Origin of the sequence: uncultured Sulfitobacter sp. (assembly GCF_964021855.1) — a bacterium.
Taxonomy (GTDB): domain Bacteria; phylum Pseudomonadota; class Alphaproteobacteria; order Rhodobacterales; family Rhodobacteraceae; genus Sulfitobacter.
This window is the reverse complement of record NZ_CAXHZD010000001.1, coordinates 603,208-630,025: the sequence shown is the minus strand read 5'-3', so window position 1 is coordinate 630,025 and position 26,818 is coordinate 603,208. Positions and strand designations below refer to the sequence as shown.

Annotated in this window: 22 protein-coding genes; 9 read left to right on the top strand and 13 right to left on the bottom strand. The window is 58.0% G+C overall.

Annotated elements, in window-relative coordinates:
• Positions 1 to 4: 4 nt before the first annotated feature.
• From thiB to AADJ11_RS03020, 3 genes are read left to right on the top strand one after another with little or no spacing between them, the layout of a single operon-like run.
• Positions 5 to 982, top strand: a complete 978-nt coding sequence (thiB, locus tag AADJ11_RS03030) for a thiamine ABC transporter substrate binding subunit (protein ID WP_341233078.1) — start codon at positions 5 to 7, stop codon at positions 980 to 982.
• Positions 958 to 2,514: a thiamine/thiamine pyrophosphate ABC transporter permease ThiP gene (locus AADJ11_RS03025; protein ID WP_341233077.1), complete on the top strand. Its 1,557-nt coding sequence runs from the start codon at positions 958 to 960 to the stop codon at positions 2,512 to 2,514. The genes thiB and AADJ11_RS03025 overlap by 25 nt, the downstream gene beginning before the upstream one ends.
• Positions 2,501 to 3,193: an ATP-binding cassette domain-containing protein gene (locus AADJ11_RS03020; protein ID WP_341233076.1), complete on the top strand. Its 693-nt coding sequence runs from the start codon at positions 2,501 to 2,503 to the stop codon at positions 3,191 to 3,193. Before AADJ11_RS03025 ends, AADJ11_RS03020 begins: the two co-directional genes overlap by 14 nt.
• Here AADJ11_RS03020 and AADJ11_RS03015 read toward each other — a convergent pair whose 3' ends face one another.
• The 7 genes from AADJ11_RS03015 to AADJ11_RS02985 all read right to left on the bottom strand — a co-directional run bounded on the left by AADJ11_RS03015 (position 3,194) and on the right by AADJ11_RS02985 (position 11,008).
• The gene (locus AADJ11_RS03015) at positions 3,194 to 3,778 is read right to left on the bottom strand and encodes an exopolysaccharide biosynthesis protein (RefSeq protein WP_341233075.1); all 585 of its coding nucleotides are present in this window, start codon (positions 3,776 to 3,778) and stop codon (positions 3,194 to 3,196) included.
• 13 nt (positions 3,779 to 3,791) lie between these two features.
• A complete protein-coding gene (locus AADJ11_RS03010; RefSeq protein WP_341233074.1) occupies positions 3,792 to 4,646 on the bottom strand; it encodes an SDR family oxidoreductase in 855 nt (284 codons plus the stop codon).
• A gap of 7 nt (positions 4,647 to 4,653) precedes the next feature.
• On the bottom strand, positions 4,654 to 5,913 hold the full coding sequence (locus AADJ11_RS03005; RefSeq protein ID WP_341233073.1) for a glycosyltransferase family 4 protein: 1,260 nt from the start codon (positions 5,911 to 5,913) through the stop codon (positions 4,654 to 4,656).
• A gap of 70 nt (positions 5,914 to 5,983) precedes the next feature.
• The gene (locus AADJ11_RS03000) at positions 5,984 to 6,763 is read right to left on the bottom strand and encodes a carnitinyl-CoA dehydratase (protein ID WP_341233072.1); all 780 of its coding nucleotides are present in this window, start codon (positions 6,761 to 6,763) and stop codon (positions 5,984 to 5,986) included.
• A gap of 12 nt (positions 6,764 to 6,775) precedes the next feature.
• Positions 6,776 to 8,791 (bottom strand): acetate--CoA ligase family protein, encoded by a 2,016-nt coding sequence (locus tag AADJ11_RS02995; RefSeq protein ID WP_341233071.1) that lies wholly within the window; start codon positions 8,789 to 8,791, stop codon positions 6,776 to 6,778.
• A 276-nt stretch (positions 8,792 to 9,067) separates the two neighbouring features.
• On the bottom strand, positions 9,068 to 10,228 hold the full coding sequence (locus AADJ11_RS02990) for an acyl-CoA dehydrogenase family protein (RefSeq protein ID WP_341233070.1): 1,161 nt from the start codon (positions 10,226 to 10,228) through the stop codon (positions 9,068 to 9,070).
• A gap of 24 nt (positions 10,229 to 10,252) precedes the next feature.
• Entirely contained in the window at positions 10,253 to 11,008 is a 756-nt protein-coding gene (locus tag AADJ11_RS02985; protein ID WP_341233069.1) for a class II aldolase and adducin N-terminal domain-containing protein, read from the bottom strand.
• A gap of 87 nt (positions 11,009 to 11,095) precedes the next feature.
• On the opposite strand from AADJ11_RS02985, the gene ade reads away from it, so the two are divergent.
• The 6 genes from ade to msrA all read left to right on the top strand — a co-directional run bounded on the left by ade (position 11,096) and on the right by msrA (position 16,809).
• On the top strand, positions 11,096 to 12,898 hold the full coding sequence (gene ade, locus AADJ11_RS02980; RefSeq protein ID WP_341233068.1) for an adenine deaminase: 1,803 nt from the start codon (positions 11,096 to 11,098) through the stop codon (positions 12,896 to 12,898).
• A complete protein-coding gene (locus tag AADJ11_RS02975) occupies positions 12,895 to 14,358 on the top strand; it encodes an AMP nucleosidase (RefSeq protein ID WP_341233067.1) in 1,464 nt (487 codons plus the stop codon). Before ade ends, AADJ11_RS02975 begins: the two co-directional genes overlap by 4 nt.
• Positions 14,359 to 14,486: 128 nt before the next feature.
• Complete coding sequence (locus AADJ11_RS02970; RefSeq protein WP_175498591.1) at positions 14,487 to 14,777, top strand: HU family DNA-binding protein; 291 nt, start codon at positions 14,487 to 14,489, stop codon at positions 14,775 to 14,777.
• A gap of 132 nt (positions 14,778 to 14,909) precedes the next feature.
• A complete protein-coding gene (locus tag AADJ11_RS02965; protein ID WP_341233066.1) occupies positions 14,910 to 15,779 on the top strand; it encodes a DMT family transporter in 870 nt (289 codons plus the stop codon).
• 74 nt (positions 15,780 to 15,853) lie between these two features.
• The gene (gene msrB, locus AADJ11_RS02960; RefSeq protein WP_341233065.1) at positions 15,854 to 16,303 is read left to right on the top strand and encodes a peptide-methionine (R)-S-oxide reductase MsrB; all 450 of its coding nucleotides are present in this window, start codon (positions 15,854 to 15,856) and stop codon (positions 16,301 to 16,303) included.
• The gene (gene msrA, locus AADJ11_RS02955; RefSeq protein WP_341233064.1) at positions 16,300 to 16,809 is read left to right on the top strand and encodes a peptide-methionine (S)-S-oxide reductase MsrA; all 510 of its coding nucleotides are present in this window, start codon (positions 16,300 to 16,302) and stop codon (positions 16,807 to 16,809) included. Before msrB ends, msrA begins: the two co-directional genes overlap by 4 nt.
• A 284-nt stretch (positions 16,810 to 17,093) precedes the next feature.
• Here msrA and AADJ11_RS02950 read toward each other — a convergent pair whose 3' ends face one another.
• From AADJ11_RS02950 to AADJ11_RS02925, 6 genes are all read right to left on the bottom strand, one after another.
• On the bottom strand, positions 17,094 to 19,100 hold the full coding sequence (locus AADJ11_RS02950) for a hydantoinase/oxoprolinase family protein (RefSeq protein WP_341233063.1): 2,007 nt from the start codon (positions 19,098 to 19,100) through the stop codon (positions 17,094 to 17,096).
• A gap of 65 nt (positions 19,101 to 19,165) precedes the next feature.
• The gene (queG, locus tag AADJ11_RS02945) at positions 19,166 to 20,194 is read right to left on the bottom strand and encodes a tRNA epoxyqueuosine(34) reductase QueG (protein WP_341233062.1); all 1,029 of its coding nucleotides are present in this window, start codon (positions 20,192 to 20,194) and stop codon (positions 19,166 to 19,168) included.
• A 63-nt stretch (positions 20,195 to 20,257) separates the two neighbouring features.
• Positions 20,258 to 20,923, bottom strand: a complete 666-nt coding sequence (locus AADJ11_RS02940; protein ID WP_219579179.1) for a glutathione S-transferase family protein — start codon at positions 20,921 to 20,923, stop codon at positions 20,258 to 20,260.
• A gap of 58 nt (positions 20,924 to 20,981) precedes the next feature.
• Positions 20,982 to 21,707, bottom strand: a complete 726-nt coding sequence (gene mtgA, locus AADJ11_RS02935; RefSeq protein ID WP_341233061.1) for a monofunctional biosynthetic peptidoglycan transglycosylase — start codon at positions 21,705 to 21,707, stop codon at positions 20,982 to 20,984.
• A gap of 136 nt (positions 21,708 to 21,843) precedes the next feature.
• Positions 21,844 to 26,376 (bottom strand): glutamate synthase large subunit, encoded by a 4,533-nt coding sequence (gene gltB / locus AADJ11_RS02930; protein ID WP_341233060.1) that lies wholly within the window; start codon positions 26,374 to 26,376, stop codon positions 21,844 to 21,846.
• Positions 26,373 to 26,816, bottom strand: coding sequence for a GFA family protein (locus AADJ11_RS02925; protein ID WP_341233059.1), 444 nt, complete (start codon positions 26,814 to 26,816; stop codon positions 26,373 to 26,375). Before AADJ11_RS02925 ends, gltB begins: the two co-directional genes overlap by 4 nt.
• Positions 26,817 to 26,818: the final 2 nt, after the last annotated feature.

Here is a 26,818-nt window from a genome sequence, read left to right as displayed (position 1 = left end):
TGCCATGAAGTATCTTACACTTGCTGCCACAACTTTTCTTGCCACATCGACCTATGCCGACACGCCCGAATTGGTGGTCTATACCTACGACAGTTTCGTTGCCGAATGGGGCCCCGGCCCGGTGATCGAAAAGGCGTTCGAAGAAACCTGCGCCTGCGATCTGAAATTCGTTGGCATGGGGGATGGCCCCGCATTGCTGGCCCGTCTCAAGCTTGAGGGGACGCGATCTGACGCGGATATTGTGCTGGGGCTGGATACCAGCCTGATCGCGGCGGCCAAGAAAACCGGCCTGTTTGCACCGACTGACATCAGCGCCGACTATGACCTGCCAATCGCGTGGAACGACGAAAGCTTTATCCCGTATGATTGGGGCTATTTCGCCTTTGTTCACAACACCGATATGACACCCCCCAAGAATTTTCGTGAGCTGGGCGAAAGTGATGTCAAAATCATCATCCAAGACCCACGGTCATCCACCCCCGGCTTGGGCCTGCTGATGTGGGTCAAAGAGGCATATGGCAATGAGGCACCAGCAATATGGGACGGGTTGGCCGACAATATCGTCACCGTGACCAAAGGCTGGTCCGAAGCATACGGCCTGTTCCTTGAGGGCGAGGCCGATATGGTGCTAAGCTATACCACATCGCCCGCCTACCACATCATCGCCGAAGAAGATGGAACCAAGGTCGCGGCCCCCTTTGACGAAGGTCATTACATGCAGGTCGAAGTTGTCGGCAAACTGGCGAACAGTGATCAAAGCGATCTGGCCGACGCGTTCATGGAATTCATGGTGTCGGATGCGGCACAATCTGTGCTGCCAACAACGAACTGGATGTATCCTGCGGTTATGCCAGAAGGCGGCTTGCCTGCCGCATTTGACCAAACCATCGAACCCGGAAAGGCGCTTTTGATTCCGAACGAAGCCGTCCCTGCACTCCGAAAAGAAGCGCTGGCTGAATGGCTCTCCGCCCTTTCGCAGTAAGTACGAAAACCGGGATCAGCGCGGCCGCTTTGGTGGCCCTGCTGATCCTTGCCGCAGTTTGGGCCGTTTTAACGCGCGCAGAATACGGCAGCGGCCTGGGCCCCGCTGAATGGTCTGCAATCCATTTTACCGTCGTCCAAGCCGCGCTGTCCGCCGGTATCTCAACCGTGCTGGCCGTTCCTGTTGCCCGCGCTTTGGCCCGCAGGCAGTTCGTCGGGCGCGGCCTGTTGGTGACCTTGCTGGGTGCGCCGTTCATCCTGCCCGTTATTGTCGCGGTTCTGGGCCTGCTGACCGTCTTTGGGCGGGCGGGTTGGCTCAACATGGCGCTTGCCGGTTTGAACCTGCCCACGATATCGATTTACGGGCTGCACGGGGTTGTTCTGGCGCATGTGTTTTTCAATCTCCCGCTTGCGACGCGCCTTTTGTTGCAAGCGTGGCAAACGCTTCCTGCTGAACGGTTTCGATTGGCGGGACAGCTTGATCTAACGCCGCGCGCCGTTTTCCAAACAATCGAATTGCCTATGCTAAGGCAGATTTTACCCGGAACGGCGGCACTTATCTTTGTCATTTGCCTGACCAGCTTTGCCGTCGCACTGACCCTTGGCGGTGGCCCGCGCGCCACGACCATCGAACTGGCAATCTATCAGGCGTTCCGGTTTGATTTCGACCTAAGCCGCGCCGCCTTACTCTCCTTGGTACAGCTTGTTTTGGCTGGCAGCGCCGCATTTTTTGCGTTGTGGATCATCCCAAACGTCAGCATTGGCGGCGGCCAAGACCGTCTGCGCCGACGCTGGGACGCACGGGGCGGGGTCCAACGACTGCTAGACGGCATCGTCATCACCATCGGCGCGCTGTTTTTGCTGCTGCCCTTTGGTGCCATCATCGCGCAAGGGCTGGCCGGGTTGTTGGTAACACCGGCAATCGTCTGGCAATCGGCCGTGACCTCCATCGGCGTTGCCCTGTGCAGTGTGGCCGTATTGCTGTTGCTGGCATTGCCCATGGCGGGCTGGATCGCCACCGCGAAACGCGGCAGCGTCGAGGCCATCGGCCTGTTCGGCATCGCGGCGTCCCCCCTGATGATCGGCACCGGATGGTTTATTCTGATCCACCCGGTCGCGAATCCTGTGTTATTTGCGCTGCCCGTGACGGCCTTGGTAAACGCATTGATGGCCCTGCCCTTTGCGCTGCGCATCCTTGTGCCACCCTTGCGTGACACCGTGCAGGTTTATGGGCGTCTGTCCCAAGCGTTGTCCCTGCAATGCTGGCCGTTTTGGCGTTGGGTCGTTTTCCCGCGATTGCGCCCGCAGATCGGTTTTGCGATGGGGCTGACCGGGGCGCTTTCCATGGGGGATCTTGGTGTGATCGCCCTATTCGCAGATCAAGACCACACCACATTGCCATTGCAAATGTACCGTCTTATGGGCAGCTACCAGATGGAGGCCGCAGCCGGGGCCGCGCTTATTCTTTTGGCGCTATCGCTGGGCATTTTTTGGATTTTCGACAAGGCAGGACGCGCCCATGCTCAAGCTTGAACAGGTGCTTATCACCCAAGGCAGTTTTTCACTGCGGGCCGATATGTCGATTGAACCGCAAAAGAAATATGCGGTTATTGGCCCCTCCGGTGCTGGTAAATCAACGCTGCTGGGCGCGCTGTGCGGGTTTGCCCCCATAACCGAGGGCCGATTGATGTGGCAAGGGCGCGACATCACCAATGATGCGCCCGGTGCCAGGCCAATGACGATGCTATTTCAGGACAACAATCTGTTTCCACACCTCAGCATTTTGCAGAATGTCGGGCTTGGCCTGCGCCGCGACATGCGGCTGACCGCCAGCGACAAGGCAGATGTAGAACGCGCCCTGTCACGGGTCGGACTGGCAGAGATGGCTGATAGAAAACCCGGCTCGCTGTCCGGCGGGCAGCAAAGCCGCGCCGCGCTTGCGCGCGTCTTGGTTCAGGCGCGGCCGCTCGTCCTGCTTGATGAACCATTTGCAGCACTTGGCCCCGCGTTGCGAAACGAGATGCTGGATTTGGTGCAACAGCTGGTTACAGAGACGCACGCGTCGCTGATTATGGTCACCCACGACCCGAAAGACGTGGCACGCATAGCGGATGAGGTGATATTTGTTGCGGGCGGCATCGCCCATGCCCCGCAACCCGCCAAGGCGTTGATGGATAACCCACCGGCCGAGCTGCGCAGCTATCTGGGGTAGTCAGAAAATCACCAGATAGAATGCCAGCGCAACGCCAAGCATCGCAAGATAGCCCAACAGCACATATAGCCCGTCTCGTGTGAAAAGCCCAAAGGCGAACAGTGCCACAGTGGCCCCACCCGTTGACGATGCAAAAGGTACGAATTCCAGAAACGGCCACCCGATGGGCAGGATCGTGCACATCAGCAACGTGAGTACGCGCATTGGCCCGGTAGTCATAAACTGCAACCGCTTGCCTGAATGCCGGTCAAAGAACGACGATGGCTTGCGCAGCCACCGCACGACGCTGTGCAGATGGGATGATTTCATCTGTTTGTTCAGCAGGAATTCCGGCAACCACAGCCGCTTGCGGCCCCAAAGCGCCTGCGCTGACAGGATAAATACCAAGATCGCCATAAAGGTCGACATCCCGATCACACCGGACAGGGGCGACACCAGCAACACCGACGCCAATAAAATGAACGGCGTGATCGACCGGTCGCCGAACTCGTCCAGCACGTCGCGCAATGTGACGTTTTCTTGCTCGGCGGCACTTTGCATCCCGTCCAGCAGGTCGTTCAAACTGTTGTTGGTCGCAGTCAGCATCAGACCCTCTAGATCAGCCTTCCAAGGCAAGCATCGCATTCAACCCTTCATGATATGTCGGGTATCTTGGCGTCCAACCCAACGCCTGCTTGATCAGGTCGTTCCGAACCTTTTTGCTTTCGGCATAAAAACTGCGCGCCATCGGGGTCATTTCAGCGTCTTCAATCGCAACGGCAGGCGGGATCGGGACCCCCAGCAACTTGGCCGCATAGGCGATCACATCTTGGGGTGGGGCCGGATCATCGTCGCATAGATTATAGATCGCACCGGGGTCCGGGCTGTGCAGCGATAGCTCCAACGCTTGGGCAATGTCATCCACATGGATGCGTGAAAACACCTGACCATCCTTGATGATGCGCCGTGCCGTCCCCGCGCGCACCTTGGCAAAGGGGCCACGACCGGGACCATAAATGCCCGCCAGTCGGAAAATATGCAGCGGCAGATCAGGGATAGCCTGCCAACGCGCTTCGGCCTCCACCCGCGCCTGCCCTCGTTTGGTAGAGGGGCTGAGCGGCGTGGTTTCATCCACCCAATCCCCCCCGTGATCGCCGTAAACGCCCGTGGTCGACAGATAGCCGAGCCAGCGAAGATTTGGCGCAGCTAGGGCGATATCATCCTGCACCGCGTTCAAGACCGGATCGCCATCCGGCCCCGGCCCGGCTGACACAAGAATGTTGGGAAACCCCGCCACAAGCGCCGCCAGATCGGTGCCCGGCCAGACAACGGGTTCGACGCCAGTCGCGGCTATTTGATCCGCCTTATCGGCGCTGCGCGTGGTACCAACAATGCGCCACCCTTGCGGGACCAACCGTTCTGCCAAGGCCCGCGCGCTGTACCCGTGGCCAATCGATAAAAGTGTTTTTTCCATCACAACATCACATTTCCAGCGGCAGTTTTATCCGCTTTTCTTTACTGACCAAGGCGTTGATCTGCGCGATATGTTCGGGCAGGCATTTGGTCGTAAAATCATAATTTTTAACCACATGCTGGCGTGCTGCTAACCCTAGGTAGTTGTATTTGGTGGGGTTGGCCAAGACATCAATCACCTGATCCGCCAGCGCTTGGGGCTTCAAAAAGTCACACAGCAAACCGGTTTCGCCATGGGTGATCGCCTCGCGCACGGGTGCCACATCGGACGCGACAATCGTCGCCTCCATCGACATGGCTTCAAGCAGCGACCAAGACAGCACAAAGGGCATCGTCAGATAGATGTGGCAGCGGCTGATTTGGACGACCTTCTGGTATTCAGCATACGGCAGCTTGCCCAGGAAATGCACGCGGCTCCAATCGATGTCTTTGCCAACCTCAGCCTCCATCTCGGCGCGCAGCCCGCCGGGGTGTTTGCTTTTGCCGCCATAGGACGTGTCATTGCCGCCCAGCACCAAGACCCGCGCATTGGGGCGTTCTTTTAGGATTTTGGGCAAGGCGCGCATGAACACATGAAACCCGCGCGTCCGCTCAAGGTTGCGAGCGATATAGGTCACGATCTCGTCGTCGCGGGTTAATTCATGATCCAAGCGGCCCAGCTTTAGCGTCACCTTGGGGTTCGATTTCAGCTGGTCCGTGCGAATGCCATCATGGCAAACGTATAGCTTCTCGTGAAAGCTTTGGGGGAAACGGTCACGCTGCCAATAGGTCGGGCTAAGCCCCAGATCGACCGTTTCGATATTCGCAAGCGGCACGGCATTGCGCGCCCGCAGCAAAAACGCGGTATCTTCGGACACCGGGTCTTCGGGGTCGAACCCCACGGGACCACCCTTGTCACTGTAAAAGTATTCAAAGAAGCCGATGATGGGTACATCCGGCCAAACATCTTTAAAAAACGTCAGCTCGCCCCAGCCCACATGCCCGATCACGATGTCAGGTTTGAACCCTTCGGTTTTTTCAATCCGGCGCGCCGCGCGGGCAGCCCCCAAACCGTTTCCGGCGCATTCTTCCCAATTTTTGGACAGACCGTAAGCACCTTCAGCAGGCTTGTGGTGCGGTTTGTAGATACGCGTCGCCACCCCATCAAAGCTGGGCGGTTTTTGGCGCTGCGTCAGAAAGTAAATCTGGTGTTCACCCGTGTCCGCCAACCATTGCACCAGCTCGCGATACTGGCCGGGCATATTCTGGTGAACAAACATGATCTTCATAGGTTTCGCCCGAAAGTGACCGCTGCGATTTCAGATAGCCCAAGCCAGCCGCGCATTGCAAACACTGCCGTTACTTGCCCTTCCAAACGGGGTCGCGTTTCTCGGCAAAGGCGCGGGCCCCTTCCAGTTGATCCTCGGACGCATAAAGCCGATCTACCGTTTCCAACTGCCGCCCTGTGATGCGGTTCATCGCATCTTGAAATTTGGAATCCTCGGCATCGCGCACGATTTCCTTGATCGCGGCATAGACCAAGGGCGGGCCTGACGCCAAAAGCCGCGCCAGTTCCCATGCCCGATCCATCAACTGATCCGCTGGCACGATCTCATTCACAAGACCCCAGCCTTTCGCCTCTGCGGCGTCAAACCAACGGCCGGTCAACAACAGCTCCATTGCGATGTGATAGGGGATACGCTTGGGCAGCTTTACACTCGCGGCATCTGCCACGGTGCCCGACCGGATTTCAGGCAGCGCAAATGTCGCGTGATCCGCCGCCAATATCATATCCGCGCTCAGCGCCAGCTCTAGCCCGCCACCGCAGGCGATGCCGTTCACTGCCGCGATCACCGGCTTGTTCATGCCGCGCAACTCCTGCAACCCGCCAAAGCCGCCCACGCCATAGTCATCATCTACGGCATCGCCGCCAGCGGCGGCTTTCAAATCCCAACCGGGGCAGAAAAACTTGGGGCCCGCCCCCGTGATGATCGCCACGCGCAGGTCAGGGTTGTCGCGAAAATCGCGAAACGCCTCGCCCATCAATCGCGAGGTTTCGAGATCAATTGCATTCGCTTTGGGCCGGTCCAAAGTCACCAGCAACACGCTTCCGTCGGTTTCGGTTTTCACAACACTCATGACATGTTCCTTTTAGGTGCGGCGGATCAGGGCATCGACAGCAATTGCGCTGTCGGTGCCACAGAGCAGCGGGTTAACCTCAACCTCGCTGATCGCATCTTGATGCGCAATCACATAGGACTGAACCGACAGGATCGCCTTGGTAATCGCCCCAAGATCAGCGCCCGGTTTGCCCCGATACCCGTTCAACAACGGCGCAATACGCAAGCTTTGCAGCGCGTCTTGGATCTGCGCGGGCGTCACGGGTAACAGCATCGACACCGTATCTTGCCAAAGCTCCGTCAGCACACCGCCCGCCCCGATGGTTAACAAAAACCCATGAGCAGGGTCACGCGTTACGCCAACCAGCAGCTCCGCAACGGGCTTTTCCACCATCTCTTCTACCAGAAAGCTGTCGGTGGGCATGGCTTTGGCGCGTGCCTCGACTGCGTCAGGGGCAAGCCCGACGATCACGGCACCGGCCTCTGACTTATGGGCCAGCCCTTGACCTTTCAGCACAACCAAACCGCCGATTTTGATGGCAATCGCGCCAGCCTCAGCAGGGGTGTTTGCGACATGCCCTTTAGGCACCCGAAGCCCAAACTCGGCCAACATCTGTTTCGCCGCGCCCTCGGATGTCAACTGCGCGTCGCGGTCAGCACCGGGCTGTAAGGGCGGCACAGGGTCAGGCGGCATATCGAACGCCGCAGCCTCTGCCGCCGCGATTGCTTCGCTCAGACCGCAGATCGGGGTGACACCCCCGTCAATCAACCGCTCGATCACATCAAGCGGCATCAATTCCGGCAATGTCGCGACAACGGCAACGGGCCGTCCTGAACGGGCACAAATATTCAGTGCGGCTTGCGTGGCACATTCCCAATCCTCCGCATCCGTATGTGGATAATCAACAATCACCAATGTCAGACCGACATGTTTCGCTGCCATCGGCAACCACGCGGCTGTCATTTTCTCAACATCGCGCCAGATATAGGTGTTGTAGTCCAACGGGTTGGAAAGCGCGACCATCGGGCCAAGCGCATCGCGCAACGCCAGCTTTTGCGCATCGGTCAGGGCGGGAAATGACACCGCGCGACCATGCGCCGTGTCTGCTGCCAAACTCGCCTCTCCGCCCGAACAACTGATCGAAGATAGCGACGGCGCGTCGAGACGCCCGTTGATATGCAGAACCTTCAACGTCTCAACAAAACTGGGCAAGTCCCGCAACCTGGCGATCCCCAATCGACGCAACAGCGCGTCGGCACCCGCATCCCCACCGGCAAGGGAGGCCGTATGCGACACGGTTGCACGCTGGGCCTGCTCCGACACGCCCACCTTAAGCGCCACTAGGGGGATGTTTTTCGCTGCCGCCGCAATGGCCAGACTATGCCACGCAGAGGTATCCGAGAACCCCTCGATATGCAGACCAATCGCCGTGACCCGAGGGTCATCCAGCAAAGCCAGAGCAATCTCGGCCTGCTTGGTCTGGGCCATATTTCCGCAGGTCACCATATAGGCAACCGGCAAGCCGCGCTGCTGCATGGTCAAATTGATCGCGATGTTGGACGACTGCGTCAGAATCGCGACGCCGCTGGCGACGGGGGCGCAACCATGCTGATCCGGCCATAAAAGCGCGCCATCCAAAGCGTTGATAAACCCATAGCAGTTAGGGCCTAAAATTGGCATCGCACCTGCTGCCGCTACTAAACGGGCCTGTAGCGCAGTTGCAGTCTCATCCTCAGCGTCTGCCTCTGAAAATCCCGACGCGAAACACACCGCGCCACCCGCCCCCATGGCTGACAATTCGGCGACCACATCAACTGTCGTAAGCCGGTTCACCCCGATAAAAGCAGCGTCTGGAACCTCGGGTAATTCAGCCAGCGAAGCGACGGACCTAATACCCTCAATGCTCACCCCTTTTGGATGAACAATATAAAGCGCACCTTGAAACCCCATTCGTTGGGATTGCCGGATAACCTGCGCGCCCCACGCACCCCCGCCAATCAAAACAACCGATTTTGGCCGCAACAATCTATCAAGGTTGCGCCTCATATCCAGCTACGCACCCAAAGAGTTTTTATGCCTTCGGCGAGGATATTTAAGAGCCAGAGAATACGGGTCCGCCCCCTATCCAATATCGCAGATAGGGGGCTTCTCCGGCTGCGGTCATCGGCGTCCCCGCCTGTACCGCACAGATAAGCTATTCCGCTTATGCTGAATAAAGGCTTAAGCCCCGCATTCTCTGGCTCTAAAATATCCCGGGGGGAGGGGCGTAAGCCCAGGGGGGCTGGCCCCCCTTCCCGGCCGATGCCGCAAGGCAGCGGAACTTTAGGCTCCCAATGCACGCAGCATCTCGCGGCTGATAATATGGCGCTGGATTTCGCTGGTACCGTCCCAAATCCGTTCCACCCGCGCGTCGCGCCAAAAACGTTCAATCGGGTAGTCATCCATCAGCCCCATGCCCCCGTGTAGCTGCAAGGTTGCATCAGTCACGCGGGCCAGCATCTCGGAGGCATAAAGCTTGGCGCTGGCGATCTCTCGGTTCGCGGGCAGGTCTTTGTCCAAGCGATCCGCGGCGGCAAGTGTCAGCAGATCCGCCGCGTCAATCTCGGTGATCATGTCGGCGAGTTGAAAGCTCACGCCTTGAAATTTGCCGATCTTCTGGCCGAACTGTTCGCGGGTCGCAGCATAGTCCATGGCATAGTCGAACACCCGGCGCGCACGCCCAACCGACATTGTCGCGACCGTGATACGGGTTGCATAAAGCCATGTGTTCATCACGTCGAACCCGCTGTCCACTTCGCCCAGAACCTGCGCGTCCGGCAGGCGGCAATCGTCAAATTCCAGGATCATGTTTTTATAGCCACGGTGGCTGACTGATTTGTACCCGTCGCGGATGGTAAAGCCCGGCGTGCCACGATCGACCAGAAAGGCGGTGATCCGTTTTTTGGGGCCTTTGGGCGTCATATCTTCACCGGTCGCGATGAAGACGATGATAAAATCGGCGTGATCCGCGCCCGAGATAAAATGCTTGGTACCGTTCACCACCCAATCGCCGCCATCACGCCGCGCCATGCATTTCATGCCGCGCACATCTGATCCGGCACCGGGTTCGGTCATCGCCAGCGCATCCATCCGCTCGCCACGCACGGCGGGCATCAGATAGCGGTCGATCTGGTCGCCCTCGCAAGCCATCAGGATATTCTGCGGGCGTCCGAAAAAGTGGTTCAGCGCCATTGATCCGCGCCCCAACTCACGTTCGACCAAAGCGAATTCCAGATGGTTCAGCCCCGCGCAGCCGACGCTTTCCGGAAAGTTGCAGGCATAGAACCCCAACTCAATCGTCTTGCGCTTGATCTCGTCCGCGATCTCTTGCGGGACCTCGCCAGTTTGTTCGACCAATGTCTCGTGCGGGTAAATCTCTTTTTCGACAAAGCTGCGCACGGTGTCGGCGATCATCAGGTTCTCTTCGGACAGACCGTAATTCATTGCTGGCCTCCTGAACCGAGAAGGTCACTGCGCATAGTTTGATCCTTCTTCATCCAAAATCGCCTTCAGCTCTGCCAGATGGCGCGCGTCTTGTTCGGGGTAGCTTTCCAATTCTTGCGCGGTTTTCTCTGCGATATCGTCGGGGATACGGCGCAAGGGCATGCCGGTTTGCAGGGCGCGAATATAGGTCTCGGCGGCGCGTTCGAAATAGAACAGGCGGTTGAATGTATCGGCAACGGTATCGCCAATCACCAGCACACCGTGGCTGCCCATGACCATCACCTTTTGCTTGGGATCGGTCAGTAATCCGGCACAGCGGGTGCCTTCGTCCTCGAAGGCCAGCCCGCCGTAGTCTTCGTCGATCACAACACGGTTGAAAAACGTGCAGCAGTTTTGATCAATCGGCGGCAGGCGGCTGTCTTGCAAGCTGGCCAATACCGTCGCGTGGATCGAATGCACATGCATCACACAGCGCGCGTGGGCACAGGCGCGGTGCACACCACCATGCAAACCCCAAGCAGTGGGATCAGGCGCATCCGGGCCTTTCAGCGTATCAGGATTGTTGGCATCCACCTCGATCAGATCGCTGGCTTTGACCCTGCTGAAATGCACCTGGTTCGGGTTCATCAGGAATTTGGTGCCATCGTCATTCACAGCAAGGCTAAAGTGGTTTGCGACCCCTTCGTGCATGTTCAACCGCGCGGTCCAGCGAAACGCGGCGGCCATATCGACCCGTTCCTGCCAGTGGTCCATGTTATGGCGGATTTGCGTCACGGTCATCGGTGTCTCCCTGATTTGCACAAGTGATCGGCTGCCCTTGCGTCGCATAACCTTGAACCTCGTGCAATCTTCGTGTCAACGTCAGGCATGACACATACTCCTTTCCCCTCTTGGCCCGATGTGGCTGCTCAATTGGTATCGGTCGCTGCGGGACGCGCGGCGGCGGATATGATTATCACCGGCGGCACGTGGGTTAATGTCCACACCCGAGAGGTGTTACCCGATCATGACATTGCCATTGTTGCAGGCCGCATTGCGTTTGTTGGCCCCGATGCGCAGCATTGTAAGGGCGATGATACGCAGGTGATCGACGCCAAAGGCCGCTATATGATCCCCGGTTTGTGTGACGGGCATATGCACATTGAAAGCGGCATGTTGACGCCTGCGGAATTTGCCCGCGCGGTGATCCCCCATGGCACGACGTCGATGTTCACCGACCCGCATGAGATCGCCAATGTTTTGGGCCTTGAAGGTGTGCGGATGATGCATGACGAGGCGTTATTACAACCGATCAATATTTTCACCCAGATGCCATCCTGCGCGCCCTCGGCACCGGGGATGGAGACGACGGGTTTTGAGATCACCGCCGAAGATGTGGCAGAGGCGATGGAATGGCCCGGCATCATCGGTCTGGGCGAGATGATGAACTTTCCCGGCGTTACCAACGGCGACGAGAAAATGCTGGCAGAAATCGCCGCGACCCAGCGTGCCGGCAAGACGGTCGGCGGGCATTATGCATCGCCCGATCTGGGGCCGGCCTTTGCTGCCTATGTCGCAGGCGGGCCGGCGGATGATCACGAGGGCACCTGCGAGGCCGACGCGATTGCGCGGATGCGTCAGGGGATGCGGTCGATGATCCGGTTGGGGTCGGCATGGTATGACGTGGAAACACAGATCACGGCGATCACGGAAAAGGGGCTGGATTCGCGCAATATGATCTTGTGCACCGATGACTGTCATTCCGGCACCTTGGTCAATGACGGCCATATGAACCGGGTCGCGCGTCACGCGATTGAGTGTGGCTGTGATCCTTTGGTTGCCTTGCAAATGGCGACGATCAACACGGCCACCCATTTCGGATTAGAACGCGAGATTGGGTCGCTGACCCCCGGGCGGCGGGCGGATGTAATCCTGACCTCTGATCTGAAGACCCTGCCGATTGAAACTGTGATCGCACGCGGGCAGATCGTGGCACAGGCGGGTGAATGTGTGGTGGATTGCCCGCATTACGACTGGCCGGACGCCGCGCGACAAACGGTGCATATGGGCAAGACGCTGGATGCGTCCGATTTTGTGATTAAGGCCCCCAAGGGCGCAAACGCGGTCACAGCGAATGTCATTGGCGTGGTCGAAAATCAGGCCCCCACACGCGCGCTAAAGTTCGAACTGCCCGTGACCGAGGGGCGCGTGCAAGCGACTGGCGAAGTATGCCAGATCGCACTGGTTGAACGACACCGCGCGACGGGCACCGTGGTAAACGCCTTTGTCTCGGGGTTTGGCTACGAGGGTCCGATGGCCATGGCATCCACCGTGGCCCATGACAGCCATCACATGATTGTCGTTGGCACCGATGCCGACCACATGGCGATGGCTGCAAACCGACTGGGCGAGGTCGGCGGCGGCATCACGATCTTTAAAGATGGAGAGGAGCTTGCCTTGGTCGAGCTGCCCATCGCCGGGTTGATGTCCGATAGCCCGGCATCCGAGGTGGCCCAAAAGACCGAAGCTATGATGCAAGCGATGCGCGACTGTGGCTGCACCCTGAATAACGCCTATATGCAGCATTCCCTGCTTGCCCTCGTTGTGATCCCCGAATTACGCATTTCGGACCTTGGGCTGGTGGATGTCCGTAGCTTTGAATTTATCCCAGTGTTAGAGCCGCATTCATGACCCGTATTCTAAGCCCCGACAGCCCGCCCGCCGAGCAATTTACCGATGCAGAAAAAGCGGTGGAGCGGTTGATCTCGCTGTACCAGCAGGCGACTAATTTTCTGACCGAGCATTTTCAGAAAGCCATGGATGATGCGGCACCGGACACCCGGATCAGGGCGTTCTATCCTGAAATCCGGTTCACGACCTCAAGCTATGCACAGGTTGATTCGCGGCTGTCCTTCGGTCACGTATCTAGCCCCGGCACCTATGCCGCGACGATCACGCGGCCCGAATTGTTCAAACACTACCTGACACAACAAATCGGTCTGCTGATCGAAAATCACGGCCAGCCCGTTGTCATCGACGTATCCGACACCCCAATCCCGGTTCATTTTGCTGTGTCGGGGGATGCCGCGATTACGGTCCCTCATGATGGGGCGGCAGAATTCACCCTGCGCGATGTGTTCGATGTGCCTGATCTAAGCACCACAAATGATGACATCGTGAACGGCACATATACGCCGCCAAACGGTGTGGGTGCCTTGGCCCCTTTCACCGCGCAACGTGTCGACTATTCACTGGCGCGGCTGGCCCATTACACGGCGACCGATCCCGATCATTTCCAGTGTCACGTGCTGTTCACCAACTACCAGTTCTATGTGACCGAGTTCGAAGAATACGCCCGCGCCATGCTGCGCGACCCGAACAGCGGCTATACATCGTTTGTATCGACCGGCGATGTAGAGATCACCGATGGCGATGCGCCTTTGCCCGGCACGGGCAAGACGCCGCAAATGCCGACCTATCACCTGAAACGGGAAAACGGGTCTGGCATCACGCTGGTGAACATCGGGGTTGGTCCGTCGAACGCGAAAACCGCCACAGACCACATCGCCGTCTTGCGCCCCCATGCATGGTTGATGGTCGGCCACTGCGCCGGTCTGCGCAATACGCAACAGCTTGGCGATTTCGTTCTGGCCCACGCCTATCTGCGCGAAGATCACGTGCTGGACGATGACCTGCCAGTTTGGGTGCCGATCCCCGCGCTCGCCGAAATCCAGATCGCGTTGGAAGATGCTGTTGAACAGGTGACCCAGCTTGAGGGGTACGAGCTAAAGCGCATCATGCGCACCGGCACCGTGGCAACCATCGACAACCGGAACTGGGAACTGCGCGACCAATCCGGCCCCGTGCAACGCCTGTCGCAATCACGCGCCGTCGCGTTGGACATGGAAAGCGCCACAATCGCAGCAAACGGATATCGCTTTCGCGTGCCTTATGGCACACTCTTATGCGTGTCCGACAAGCCCCTGCATGGTGAGTTAAAGCTGCCCGGCATGGCCTCCGGATTCTACAAAACCCAGGTCGCACGCCATTTGATGATCGGAATTCGCGCGATGGAATTGCTGCGCGATATGCCGCTTGAAAGGCTTCACAGCCGAAAACTGCGTTCATTTGAAGAAACCGCCTTCCTTTAAACGTGTAAAAAAGCAGAAAAGCGCATGTTTTCGCTCATTTTCAGCACCTATTCGTTGTGTTCTCACACAACATACCGTTACATTCTGCCCGTGAGGCCCTAATCCGGGCGGACGAAGGAGAAAAAAAGATGGCTACAAAACCAATGACAAAAACCCAGCTCGTCGCAGCTCTGGCCGATGAAATGGGCACAGACAAAAAAGCGGCTGGCTCTGCACTTGATGCAGTATGTGCTTTGATCACAAAAGAAGTCTCCGGCGGCGGTGCTGTGACACTTCCTGGCATCGGCAAAATCTATTGCCGTGAGCGTCCAGAGCGCATGGTTCGCAACCCTGCGACCGGCGAACAGTTCAAAAAAGAAGCGGACAAGGTCGTTAAGATGACCATCGCGAAAGCGTTGAAAGACAGCGTTAACGGCTAAGTCTGGCAACAGATTTATCCAAAAGGGTCGCCCTCGGGCGGCCCTTTTTTATTGCCGCCGGCGCACCGCCCCTTGCGCATCAAACCTATCTGGGAAAAGGTCGGCCGACCCCAGGTTTCAGAAAGGCTGCCCATGGATATTCGCGCAATTCTCGTGGGGCTAGCCTTTGCTTTCATGTGGTCCTCCGCCTTTACCTCGGCGCGCATTATCGTCTCTGATGCGTCGCCACTGATGGCCCTTTCGGCGCGCTATCTTATCTCGGGGTTGCTAGGGGTCGGTATCGCGCTGGCCTTGGGGCAAACCTGGCGACTGACAAAGGCACAATGGCGTGCAACGATCATCTTTGGCATCTTGCAAAACGCCGTTTATCTGGGCCTGAACTTTGTCGCGATGCAAACGGTCCAAGCCTCACTCGCCGCGATCATTGCGTCGACAATGCCGCTCTTGGTTGGCTTGGCCACTTGGATTTTCCTTGGCGAGAAACTAAAACCACTGGGCATTGCCGGTTTGGTGGCGGGCGTGGTCGGCGTGTCGATCATCATGGGCGCGCGGATCAGCGGCGGTGTCGATATGATGGGCCTGATGCTGTGCGGGATAGGCGTGCTGGCCTTGACCGCCGCAACCTTGCTGGTGCGCGGGGCAACGTCGGGGGGCAACTTTATGATGGTTGTGGGCCTGCAAATGCTGGTGGGCTGCGTGACGCTATCGCTCGCGACAGTATTGTTCGAAACCCCGCACATCACCCCAAGCTGGACGCTATTGGCGGCGTTCGCCTATACCTGTCTGGTGCCGGGTCTGCTGGCCACCGTCGTCTGGTTCTGGCTGGTCAACCGCATCGGGGCAACACGTGCTGCGACCTTCCACTTTTTGAACCCGTTTTTCGGCGTGGCGGTTGCGGCTGTACTGCTCAGCGAACCGTTAGGCGGGCAGGATATCCTTGGCGTGATCATCATCACCTTTGGCATTCTGGCCGTTCAGATTTCACGGCAACGTGCCGCCTAAAGAAACCGGACTGGAGTTTTGAAAAACTCCGTTGCCGCCCCATATAATATATTAAGATCGCAAAGGAGACATCCATGCCAAAGTATCAAAAGACACCCGACGCCGTCGCGGCCCTGTCGCCAGAGGAATACCGCGTCACCCAACAAAGCGGGACAGAGCGCCCCGGCACGGGCAAACTGCTCAGCAACAAAGAGCCAGGCATTTACGTCGACATCGTTTCAGGCGAGCCGCTGTTCGCGTCAGCCGATAAATACGAATCCGGCTGCGGGTGGCCTAGTTTCACCAAACCGATTGAACCAGCTTATGTAAGCGAGTTGCGCGACGACACCCTTGGCATGATCCGCACCGAAGTGCGTAGCACCCATGGCGACAGCCATTTGGGGCATGTCTTTCCCGATGGTCCGGCAGACCGTGGCGGTCTGCGGTATTGCATCAACTCGGCCTCGCTCCGCTTTGTGCATCGCGACAAAATGGAGGCCGAAGGATATGGCGATTACATCAATCAGGTGGAGGACGTAGCATGACACAACAACGCGCAGTATTGGCCGGCGGATGCTTTTGGGGCATGCAAGATTTGATCCGTAAACGCGATGGGGTCATTTCAACCCGTGTCGGATACTCCGGCGGCGACGTGCCCAACGCAACCTATCGCGATCACGGCACCCACGCAGAAGCGATCGAAGTTATCTTTGACGACGCAGTGCTAAGCTATCGCGACTTGCTAGAATTGTTCTTTCAAATTCACGACCCGTCGACGATCAACCGGCAGGGCAATGACCGCGGACTAAGCTATCGGTCGGCAATCTACTATGAAAACGACGATCAAAAGGCCATCGCCTTGGATACAATCGCGGACGTAGACGCATCGGGCATCTGGCCCGGCAAAGTCGTCACCGAAGTCGAGCCCGTTGGTGATTTCTGGGAAGCAGAGACCGAGCACCAAGACTACCTTGAGCGGATTCCAAATGGCTATACTTGCCATTTCCCGCGCGCCGATTGGGTTTTGCCCAAACGTGCGGCTGCTGAGTAAGCTGCTCTTAATATCTGATTAAAGTTGGGGGCCGCCCCCCATTCGTTAACGTACCGCCAGCGGATTTCTCCGCTGGCGGTTTACTTTTTAACGTACAGCAAAGCATTCCCCCACTTTCGCAAGAGAAACGCGCGCTTAACTAGTTATGTGGTCGCGGATTGGTCAGCGAATATTGTCACTGCGCTCCGATACCGCGCGCAGCACTAGTGATTAAATATGGCGATACCATGGTCACCACGCAATTTATTAACAAAAGGTTAACAAAATCTAGATTACGTTAATATTTATCCGTTCGCAATTCTGGGGCGGCCCGTCGCCTCGACCGTAATCACAGCTTCGATAAACACCTGGCGGCTCTCCACGCTGGTGGTTCGAATATCGCGCGTCGCATTCACTTGAAGGTCCGCCACACCAGCGGTCTGCGCGGCTGAAATCGCCTTGTGGCGCAAAGCATCCTCAAGCTGCTTAATCGCGCTGGCCTGATCGGTAAAATCCTGTGGCCCGCTGTCCAGATGCACCCGATACCGCCCTTCGCTTGGCGATGTGACCGTGCCGCTTTCGCGCATTGTGACGCGGCCCACCACGGCACCGATGGCATTTGCCACATCCGCGTGTTCCGGCAGAATCATCTGCGCGCCAAGCGCGTTCCCAACCGCAGGATAATAAGCCGCCGCAGACGCACCCAAGCCGATCACGGGGACATTCAGCCCCGCATCTATCCGCAAAAGTCCCCGATGCCCCGTTAACCCCCGTTGCAGTAGCACATGACGCGCTAGCACTTCAGGGGCGATATCGAACGCCGGATCTTCCTCTGCAAAAGCGGTTTCCAGCAACGCCAGCGCAGTTTGATGTGTCAACTGATCCACGATCATCTGCGCCATTACGTCCGGATCAGGGGCCAACATATTGCCCGCTCCCGTCCGCCGACGGCCGAACAGCGCCAAGGCTTTGCGCGCCGCATCTGCATCCCACATCTTAACCCGGCCCAACACATGGCTGGCGTCCGACGGAGTCACGCCCGCAATCTGCACCAGACCCCGCTCAACCAACCGCTGCAGCGCACCAGTTTCGATGCGCGAACGCAAGATTTTCCCCAGCGGATGCACCCCGTCACCAATACGTTCCAGCAGGGTGCTTTCCCGGGGGCCAATGCCTTCATGGGTTTGCCCGGCGACGGCCCGCACAAACCTTGCATCAAATTCACCCGGTGTCGCGCTGCGCAATTGCGCATCCAATGCGTCGTGAACAATATCCGGCGCATCAACCGCCACCAGCGAGACCGGCAATAAACGTTTTGGCCCAAGCGTGATACCGCCCTGTAACCCCTCGGTCAGGAAATGCACCTCGCTGTCGCCACCCAGACCCGTCGTGCGCATGGCCACTGCTTCGACCATCGTACGGTAGGGCCCGACCTGCGCACCCGCCGGATCAATTGCAGGCCGCCCCTCGCGCAACAAGGCAACATCGGTTGTGGTCCCGCCTATGTCGCTGACCAGCGCATGATCCGCACCCGTCATCCAACGCGCCCCGACGATAGACGCCGCAGGCCCGCTTAGGATCGTCTCGATCGGGCACTCGCGGGCTTGGCCCGCTGAAATCAGCGCACCATCTCCGCGCACCACCATCAACGGGGCCGTTACGCCAATCTCGGTCAGCACATCCTCGGCGCGGCCAATCAGCCGGTCGATCATCCCGATCAAACGCGCATTCAAAACCGCCGTCAGCGCGCGTTTCGGCCCGTTCAACTTGGCCGACAATTGATGCGACGATGATACAGGCTTGCCCGTCAACCGCGTCACAAGATCAGCAACACGCAGCTCATGCGCAGGGTTGCGCGTGGCAAACTGGCTGGCGACGGCAAAACCGCTGACATCACCCTTGTGCTGCTCAAGAAAGGCAACCAGTGCCTCCTCATCCAACGGGGTCGCTTCGCTGCCAGCGTGGTCATGGCCGCCCGCCAAAATCAGATACGGATCGCCCTTTAACGCGTCGGCCAAGCCATGGGCCTGCAAATCCCGTTCCTTAAAGCCGACATAGATCAACGCAACGCGACCGCCCTGCCCTTCGACCAGCGCATTGGTCGCCAGTGTGGTCGACAGCGATGCAAGCGACACATCAGCCGCATTAACATCCGCCTTGGCCAGCACCGCACGCACGGCATTTCCGACACCAATCGCAAGATCATTCCGGGTGGTCAGCGCCTTGGCCGATGCAATCACAGTCTTTTCGTCGCGGATCAAAACCGCATCGGTATAGGTTCCGCCGGTATCAACACCCAGAAGCAACGCCATCGTCTTCTCCTTGAACTATTGCCACGGGTGTAGTGATAACGCCGTTCAGGTCCAGCCCGTTTGCGTCATTTTGCGGCCAAGCGGGCCGTTGCCCAACGCGCCGCATCCGCCACAGTCGCATCAGGGTCCTGCACAAGGCTTTGCGCCGCTGCCGCAAGCTGCGGCTTGCCGGAATTTCCAATGGCGTAAAGAATGTTGCGAATGAACCGGTCCCGCCCGATCCGCTTGATCGGTGATCCGGAAAACCGCGCCCGAAATGCCGTGTCATCAAGCGTAGCAAGCTCCGCCAGATCAGGCGCGCCGACCCCGCCGTGATAACGCATATCGCTGGCCGCAACGGCGAACTTGTTCCACGGGCACGCGGCAAGGCAATCATCGCAGCCGTAAATCCGGTTGCCCATCTTGCTGCGCAGCTCCAGATCAACTGGGCCTTTGTGTTCAATCGTCAGATAGGAAATGCAGCGCCGCGCATCCAGCCGGTAGGGCGCGGGAAATGCATCTGTCGGACAGGCATCCAAACACGACCTGCAAGACCCGCAATGATCAACCTCGGCACCGTCCACAGGCAGCTCAAGCGTGGTGAAAATCGCGCCCAGAAAGGCCCAGTTGCCGAAATCACGGCTCAGCAAATTGGTGTGCTTGCCCTGCCACCCCAAACCCGCGGCTTGACCCAACGCCTTCTCCGGTACGGGGGCGGTATCGACAAACACCTTCACCTCGCAGGTTTCCTGCTCGATCAGCCAACGCGCCAACCGCTTGAGACGCTTTTTAACAATGTCATGATAATCGCGGCCATGGGCATAGACAGATATCGCGGCCTTATCTGTATGCTCCAACACCGCCGTCGGATCATGCTCGGGCGCATAGCTTTCTGCCAGCATAATGACCGACCCCGCTTCGGGCCACAAAGCCGCCGGATTACCGCGCCACGCCATCCGGTCCGCCATCCACGCCATCTGCCCGTGATACCCCGCCTCGACAAAGGCCGCCAACCGCGCGGGCACTTCCGGAACATCCGATGGGCGGCACACTTTGCAGGCCACAAACCCCTCGGCCAAGGCCTGAGCCACCAAACGATCCTTTAAATCGTCCATGTCTTCTCTGGCTCAAAAATATCCTTGGGGGTTTGGGGGCAGACAGCCCCCAACGTTTTCCGCTTAAAAATCAAGGTCATTATAGTGCTTTGGCGGCGGAAACCCCGGTACCTGATCGGCCAGCAGCGATCTAAACGCAGGGCGCGATTTGATCTTGGCGTACCAATCCTTCACGACGTCAGACCGGTTCCAATCCACGTCCGAAATATAATCAAGTGACGACAGATGCGCAGCCGCCGCAAAATCGGCCAGCGTCATGACATCACCCGCCAACCACCGGCGATGGTCGAGCAGCCACGCCATATAATCGATGTGGTATTTGATAGCCTTGGCACCGTCCTTGACGTTGCGGCTGTCAGGGAAACCTTGGCCCATGACCTTTTTGTTCACCCGCTCATACAGCAGCTTTGATGTGACCTCGGCATGGAATTTGTCATCAAACCAGCTGACCAGACGGCGCACTTCAAGGCGCTGAACCGGATCGCTTGGCATCAGGGACGGTTCCGGGCGGGTTTCTTCGATATATTCGCAGATCGCCGCGCTTTCAGACATCATAACGCCATCCAACTGCAGAACGGGCACTTTGCCAGCGGGATTTCTACGCATGAAATCAGGGTCTTGCTCCCAATATCTTTCTTCTACCCGCTCTACCTCGATCTTCTTTTCGGCAAGGCTAAGCCGGACCTTTCGGCAGAAAGGAGAAAGAGGGACGTGAAACAGGCGGGCCATATGGGGATCCAAAACTAGGGTTGAGCTTATCCACTCATGCCTGTGTTAACTGGCATTTTCAACTCTCGAAACAAGCGGCGCGCCCATCCTTGCTGATTGTCGCCGCCCCGTCGCGGATCCGCGCAGTCCGCTTTTTGGTATAGCTGCCGGGGTTTGATGCAGACCGGGTTTTGGGCGATGGCAATATCGCGGCAAGCCGTGCGGCTTGGGTCGGCGACAGGTTCGCAGGGGTGACGCCAAAGTAATAATGGGCCGCCGCATCAACACCGAACACCCCTTCGGAAAACTCTGCGACGTTTAGGTAAACTTCTACAATACGGCGCTTGGACCACATCGCCTCGACAAGCGGGGTGATCGCGGCTTCCAACGCTTTTCGTACCCATGTGCGGCCATGCCAAAGATAGACATTCTTGACCGTTTGCTGGCTTAGGGTCGACGCGCCACGGTTCGATCCTTCGGCAATCGCCTTTTTGATTGCCGGCAGGTCAAAGCCCCAGTGATTGCAAAAATTCGCATCCTCAGCCGCCACAACGGACCGTGCCATAACCGGGGCGATATCCTCAAGCGGGACCCATTGATGATCAACACCACCCAACCTGCGCGACTCGCTGAACATATAGGGTGTCGTGGGCGGATTTATCACGGCAAACAGCAAGATAAATGCCAGCAAGATTCCGACAATGACCAACGTCACCTTCAACGCCGCACGTATCACGCGCTGCTTAAAGCTCTTGCGCGATTTCGCGGCCGCTTTGGTCTTTTTCGATGTTGCGCGTTTAGCCATGGGCACCAGCTATACTGCCCAGAGCGGTTCTTGTGAACGGGCGTTACACCCTGAAATCGCCTTTTGCCGAATCCGTGGCTTTACGCAGCAATCAGCCGGGCATGATACGCAGTCATGCCCGGCTGTTTTCCAAAGCCTATTCGGCTGGGATCGCTTTGCTATCGTGGCTCAACGGTGCCGGAATATGGATCAACATCTCTTTCGGGCAAATCTGCACGAAATGATCTTTTTCAATCGACCAATGCTGGAGAATATCAGCAGCCTTGCGGCTGTTTGTTTCCTCCAAATGCCGCTCGATCAACGTTTTCAGCTCGTTTTCCCAATGATCCACAGTGACCGGGCAGGTCACCAGCGTTTCGGTGTTCAACATTGAATCCGCACGCCCTTCGGGATCATACAGATAGGCCATCCCGCCGGTCATACCGGCACCAAAGTTTGCACCGATGCTGCCAAGGATCACGGCAACACCACCGGTCATATATTCACACCCGTTGCTGCCGCAGCCTTCGATCACGACATGCGCGCCGGAATTGCGCACCGCAAAACGTTCACCGGCGCGGCCCGCTGCAAACAAGAACCCTTTGGTCGCACCGTATAGAACCGTGTTCCCGATAATAGTGTTCTCAGCCGCAGTGATCGTGCTGGCCATCGACGGGCGCACCACGATTGTGCCGCCCGATAGCCCCTTACCGACATAGTCATTGGCATCGCCGGACACTTCCAGTTTCAAACCAGGTGCCGCAAATGCGCCAAGGCTTTGACCAGCCGATCCCGTCAGCTTCACCGTCAGGTGATCAGGTTGCAGCTGGTTGTTCATGCCAAAGCGGCGAATGATATGGCTAGATGTCCGCGTGCCAACGGTACGGTGCGTGTTCTGCACCGCATAGCTTAGCTGCATCTTTTCCCCGTCTTCAAGGAACCGCGCAGCGTCGCGCACGATTTCAGCGTCCAGCGTATCCAGCACAGCGTTGCGTGGCTTGTTGCGGTCATAAACGATCTCGGACGCGCCATCGACGGTGATCAACAGCGGGTTCAGGTCCAGATCATCCAAGTGGGCAGAACCACGGCTGACCTGCGCCAGCAGATCGGCACGGCCAATCACATCATCCAAGCTGCGTGCGCCGATGGACGCAAGCAATTCGCGTACTTCGGTGGCGTAGAAGGTGATGAGGTTCACGACCTTATCGGCATTGCCGGTGAACTTGCCGCGCAACGCCTCGTCTTGGGTACAGACGCCCACGGGGCAGGTGTTCGACTGGCACTGACGCACCATGATACAGCCCATCGCGATCAGCGCGGCGGTGCCGATGCCGTATTCCTCGGCCCCCATCATTGCCGCCATGACAATGTCGCGACCTGTGCGCAAACCGCCATCGGTCCGCAGGGTCACGCGGTCACGCAGGTTGTTCATCGACAACACCTGATGCGCCTCGGTCAGGCCCATTTCCCACGGCAAACCTGCATATTTGATCGATGTCGCGGGCGATGCACCGGTGCCACCATTGTGGCCCGAGATCAGGATGATATCCGCCTTGGCCTTGGCCACACCGGCGGCAATCGTGCCAACGCCCGAAGACGCGACCAGCTTCACGGTCACCTTACACCGCGGGTTGATCTGCTTGAGGTCATAGATCAGCTGCGCAAGGTCTTCGATTGAATAGATGTCGTGGTGCGGTGGCGGAGAAATCAGCGTCACGCCCTTGGTCGAATGGCGCAGACGGGCAATCAGGTCGGTGACCTTCATACCGGGCAGTTGGCCACCCTCGCCGGGCTTGGCCCCTTGGGCGACTTTGATCTCCAGCTCTTCACACTGGTTCAGGTATTCGGCGGTCACACCGAAACGGCCTGACGCGACCTGTTTGATCTTGGCCGACGGGTTGTCGCCGTTGGATTCAGGCACAAAATGCGCCGGATCTTCGCCACCCTCGCCGGAATCCGACTTGGCTCCGATGCGGTTCATCGCGACGTTCAGGGTCTTGTGCGCCTCTGGCGACAACGCGCCCAGCGACATACCGGGTGTCACGAAACGTTTGCGGATCGCGGTGATGCTTTCGACTTCTTCAATCGGGATCGCCTCGCCCAGCGGTTTGATATCCAGCAGGTCGCGCAGATGGATCGGCGGGTTGCTTTGCATCTTGGCGCTGTACTGCTTCCACATTTGATAGGATGCTTTGTTGCAGGCCATTTGCAGCATGTGCATTGAGGACGCTTCCCAAGCGTGAGTCTCGCCCGAGGTGCGCGCCTTGTAGAAGCCGCCAATGGGCAGCACGGTGCCGTCGCCCTTCCAGCCACGGGCATGCACGGCTTCGGCTTTGCGCTGAATACCTGTGGTGCCGATACCGCTGATACGGCTGGTCATGCCGGGGAAATATTCGGCACACATCGCACGGCTAAGGCCAACAGCCTCAAAATTCAGACCGCCGCGATAAGACGACACGACGGAAATCCCCATCTTGGCCATGATCTTGAGCAACCCTTGGTCAATCGCCTCGCGGTAGCGGGCCATTGCTGTGGTCAGGTTCACGTCCAGCAGGCCACGCTCGATACGGTCAGCCAGCGAATCTTCGGCAAGATAGGCGTTCACCACGGTCGCACCACAGCCGATCAGAACGGCAAAGTAATGAGGGTCAACACATTCAGCCGAACGGACGTTCAGCGATGTGAATGTGCGCAGGCCCTTGCGGGTCAGCTGGCTGTGCACGGCAGAGGTCGCCAAGATCATCGGCATCGCCACGCGGCCTTCGCCGCTGAATTGGTCGGTCAACACGATGTGTCCGGCACCCGAACGCACGGCATCTTCGGCCTCGTCGCGGATACGGCGCAAGCCTTCGTTCAGGTTGCTGCCACCGGGTTCAAAGCTACAGTCGATGGTCACGGAATCCGCGTTGAATTCACCCATCAACTGATCGAATTGCGCATTGGCAAGGAACGGGCTGTCGAGCACCAGAATCTCGGTCTGGGCGCTGGATTCGTCCAACACGTTTTTCAGGTTACCGAAACGTGTTTTCAGGCTCATCACCCGGAATTCGCGCAAGCTGTCGATCGGCGGGTTGGTGACCTGGCTAAAGTTCTGGCGGAAGAAGTGGCTAAGCGGTCGGTACTGGTTCGACAGAACGGCAGACGGGGTATCATCGCCCATCGACGCCAATGTTTCTTTGCCATCCTCGGCCATTGGGGCAAGGATTTGTTCGAGGTCTTCGATGGTATAGCCCGCAGCCACCTGACGGCGGCGCAATTCATTGCCTTGGAACAATGGCTTTTCGTCAATGTTGCTCAGCGCTTCGTCAAGCTCATTGATCTTGCCGACCCATTCCCCAAAGGGGCGGGATGCTGCCAGTTTGTCCTTAATCTCGGTATCGCCGAACATCTTGCCTTCTTCAATATCGACGGCCAGCAGTTGGCCGGGCCCAAGCGCGCCTTTATGGATCACATTGGCCTCGTCCTGCGGGACCATGCCCGCCTCGGAACCGGCGATCAGCATACCGTCAGCGGTGACGACATAACGCATCGGGCGCAGACCGTTGCGGTCAAGACCGGCGCAAACCCAACGACCATCGGTCATCGCTAGGGCGGCGGGGCCGTCCCACGGTTCCATCACCGAGTTGCAATAGGAATACATGTCGCGCCATGCTTCGGGCAGCTCAACCGCTTGCTTGGACCATGATTCAGGTACCAGCATTGTCTTTGCCATCGGCGCGTTGCGGCCTGCGCGAACCAGAACCTCGAACACCGCGTCCAAGGCGGCAGAGTCAGACGACCCTGCAGCGACGATTGGTTTGATGTCTTCGGCCATGTCGCCGAAAGTGCCCGACGCCATGCGGATTTCGTGCGACTTCATCCAGTTCAGGTTGCCCTTGAGGGTGTTGATCTCGCCGTTATGGGCCAACATGCGGAAAGGCTGCGCCAGCCACCACTGCGGGAAGGTGTTGGTGGAATAACGCTGGTGATAGATCGCAAAGGCGGATTCGAACCGGTCATCCATCAGATCGGGATAGAAGTTGGCCACGTCCTGGGCCAGCATCATACCTTTGTAGATGATCGACCGGCAGGACATCGACGCGATATACAGTGTCGGCACCTGCGCGGCGAGCGCGGCCTTTTCGATCCGGCGGCGGATCACATACAACTCGCGCTCGAATGTTTCTTCGTCCACGCCTTTGGCGTTCGAGATCAGGATTTGTTCAATCTCGGGGCGGGTGGCGTTCGCCTTTTCACCCAGCACAGAGATATCAACCGGCACGTGGCGCCAGCCGTAGATGTAATAGCCCATGCGCAGCACTTCGGTTTCAACGATGGTCCGACAGGTTTCTTGCGCGGCAAAGTTGGTGCGCGGCAGGAACACCTGACCCACGGCGATCAGTTCTCCTTCGCGCGGGCTGTGACCTGTACGGCGCACCTGATCATAAAAGAAATTAACCGGAATCTGTACGTGAATGCCCGCGCCATCGCCGGTTTTACCGTCGGCATCGACAGCACCACGGTGCCAGATCGCCTTAAGCGCTTTGATGCCCGACAAAACCACATCACGGCTGCACGAACCATCAATGTTCACCACAAGGCCGACACCGCAGGAAGAATGCTCTTCTTCCTCGGAATACAGACCGTTCTCGGCCATATACGCGCGTTTCGCTTCTTCGCGGGCCACCCAGGCGTCATCATACTTGGTCATTGGGCTTCTCCTTCATCGGGCGCAAACAGCGCAAAAGTTTGTTTTCTAGTCAGTTTCTGATGATCACCAGCAAGGGCATATCCCTGCGGACAATCATCAGTGAAATATTCTATGGCCAAGGCGGCACCGCCTGCGTTTTCAAACAGGCCAGCGGCCAGATTGCGCGAATTGTCGTGGATCAACCCGTACCAAAGCGTCGATCCGCAAACCTCGCAAAAGGCGCGTTGTGCCCAATCCGAGGATTTGAAGACTTTGACAGGGCCATTCATGACAATGCTGTCCTGATCCGCGCGGATGTTCACAAAAACCGAAGACGTATGTTGCTGACACATGGTGCAATGACAGGCCCGCAAAATGGGGTCAGACGCGGTCGCTGTGACCGTGACCGCACCGCACAAGCAGCTGCCTGACAATTCCAGTGGTGTCTTATCTTCGTTCAATC

Coding starts and splice junctions, on each gene's coding strand:
- thiB (WP_341233078.1), top strand. CDS start 5: ATGAAGTATCTTACACTTGCTGCCACAACTTTTCTTGCCACATCGACC.
- AADJ11_RS03025 (WP_341233077.1), top strand. CDS start 958: ATGGCTCTCCGCCCTTTCGCAGTAAGTACGAAAACCGGGATCAGCGCG.
- AADJ11_RS03020 (WP_341233076.1), top strand. CDS start 2,501: ATGCTCAAGCTTGAACAGGTGCTTATCACCCAAGGCAGTTTTTCACTG.
- AADJ11_RS03015 (WP_341233075.1), bottom strand. CDS start 3,778: ATGCTGACTGCGACCAACAACAGTTTGAACGACCTGCTGGACGGGATG.
- AADJ11_RS03010 (WP_341233074.1), bottom strand. CDS start 4,646: ATGGAAAAAACACTTTTATCGATTGGCCACGGGTACAGCGCGCGGGCC.
- AADJ11_RS03005 (WP_341233073.1), bottom strand. CDS start 5,913: ATGAAGATCATGTTTGTTCACCAGAATATGCCCGGCCAGTATCGCGAG.
- AADJ11_RS03000 (WP_341233072.1), bottom strand. CDS start 6,763: ATGAGTGTTGTGAAAACCGAAACCGACGGAAGCGTGTTGCTGGTGACT.
- AADJ11_RS02995 (WP_341233071.1), bottom strand. CDS start 8,791: ATGAGGCGCAACCTTGATAGATTGTTGCGGCCAAAATCGGTTGTTTTG.
- AADJ11_RS02990 (WP_341233070.1), bottom strand. CDS start 10,228: ATGAATTACGGTCTGTCCGAAGAGAACCTGATGATCGCCGACACCGTG.
- AADJ11_RS02985 (WP_341233069.1), bottom strand. CDS start 11,008: ATGACCGTGACGCAAATCCGCCATAACATGGACCACTGGCAGGAACGG.
- ade (WP_341233068.1), top strand. CDS start 11,096: ATGACACATACTCCTTTCCCCTCTTGGCCCGATGTGGCTGCTCAATTG.
- AADJ11_RS02975 (WP_341233067.1), top strand. CDS start 12,895: ATGACCCGTATTCTAAGCCCCGACAGCCCGCCCGCCGAGCAATTTACC.
- AADJ11_RS02970 (WP_175498591.1), top strand. CDS start 14,487: ATGGCTACAAAACCAATGACAAAAACCCAGCTCGTCGCAGCTCTGGCC.
- AADJ11_RS02965 (WP_341233066.1), top strand. CDS start 14,910: ATGGATATTCGCGCAATTCTCGTGGGGCTAGCCTTTGCTTTCATGTGG.
- msrB (WP_341233065.1), top strand. CDS start 15,854: ATGCCAAAGTATCAAAAGACACCCGACGCCGTCGCGGCCCTGTCGCCA.
- msrA (WP_341233064.1), top strand. CDS start 16,300: ATGACACAACAACGCGCAGTATTGGCCGGCGGATGCTTTTGGGGCATG.
- AADJ11_RS02950 (WP_341233063.1), bottom strand. CDS start 19,100: ATGGCGTTGCTTCTGGGTGTTGATACCGGCGGAACCTATACCGATGCG.
- queG (WP_341233062.1), bottom strand. CDS start 20,194: ATGGACGATTTAAAGGATCGTTTGGTGGCTCAGGCCTTGGCCGAGGGG.
- AADJ11_RS02940 (WP_219579179.1), bottom strand. CDS start 20,923: ATGGCCCGCCTGTTTCACGTCCCTCTTTCTCCTTTCTGCCGAAAGGTC.
- mtgA (WP_341233061.1), bottom strand. CDS start 21,707: ATGGCTAAACGCGCAACATCGAAAAAGACCAAAGCGGCCGCGAAATCG.
- gltB (WP_341233060.1), bottom strand. CDS start 26,376: ATGACCAAGTATGATGACGCCTGGGTGGCCCGCGAAGAAGCGAAACGC.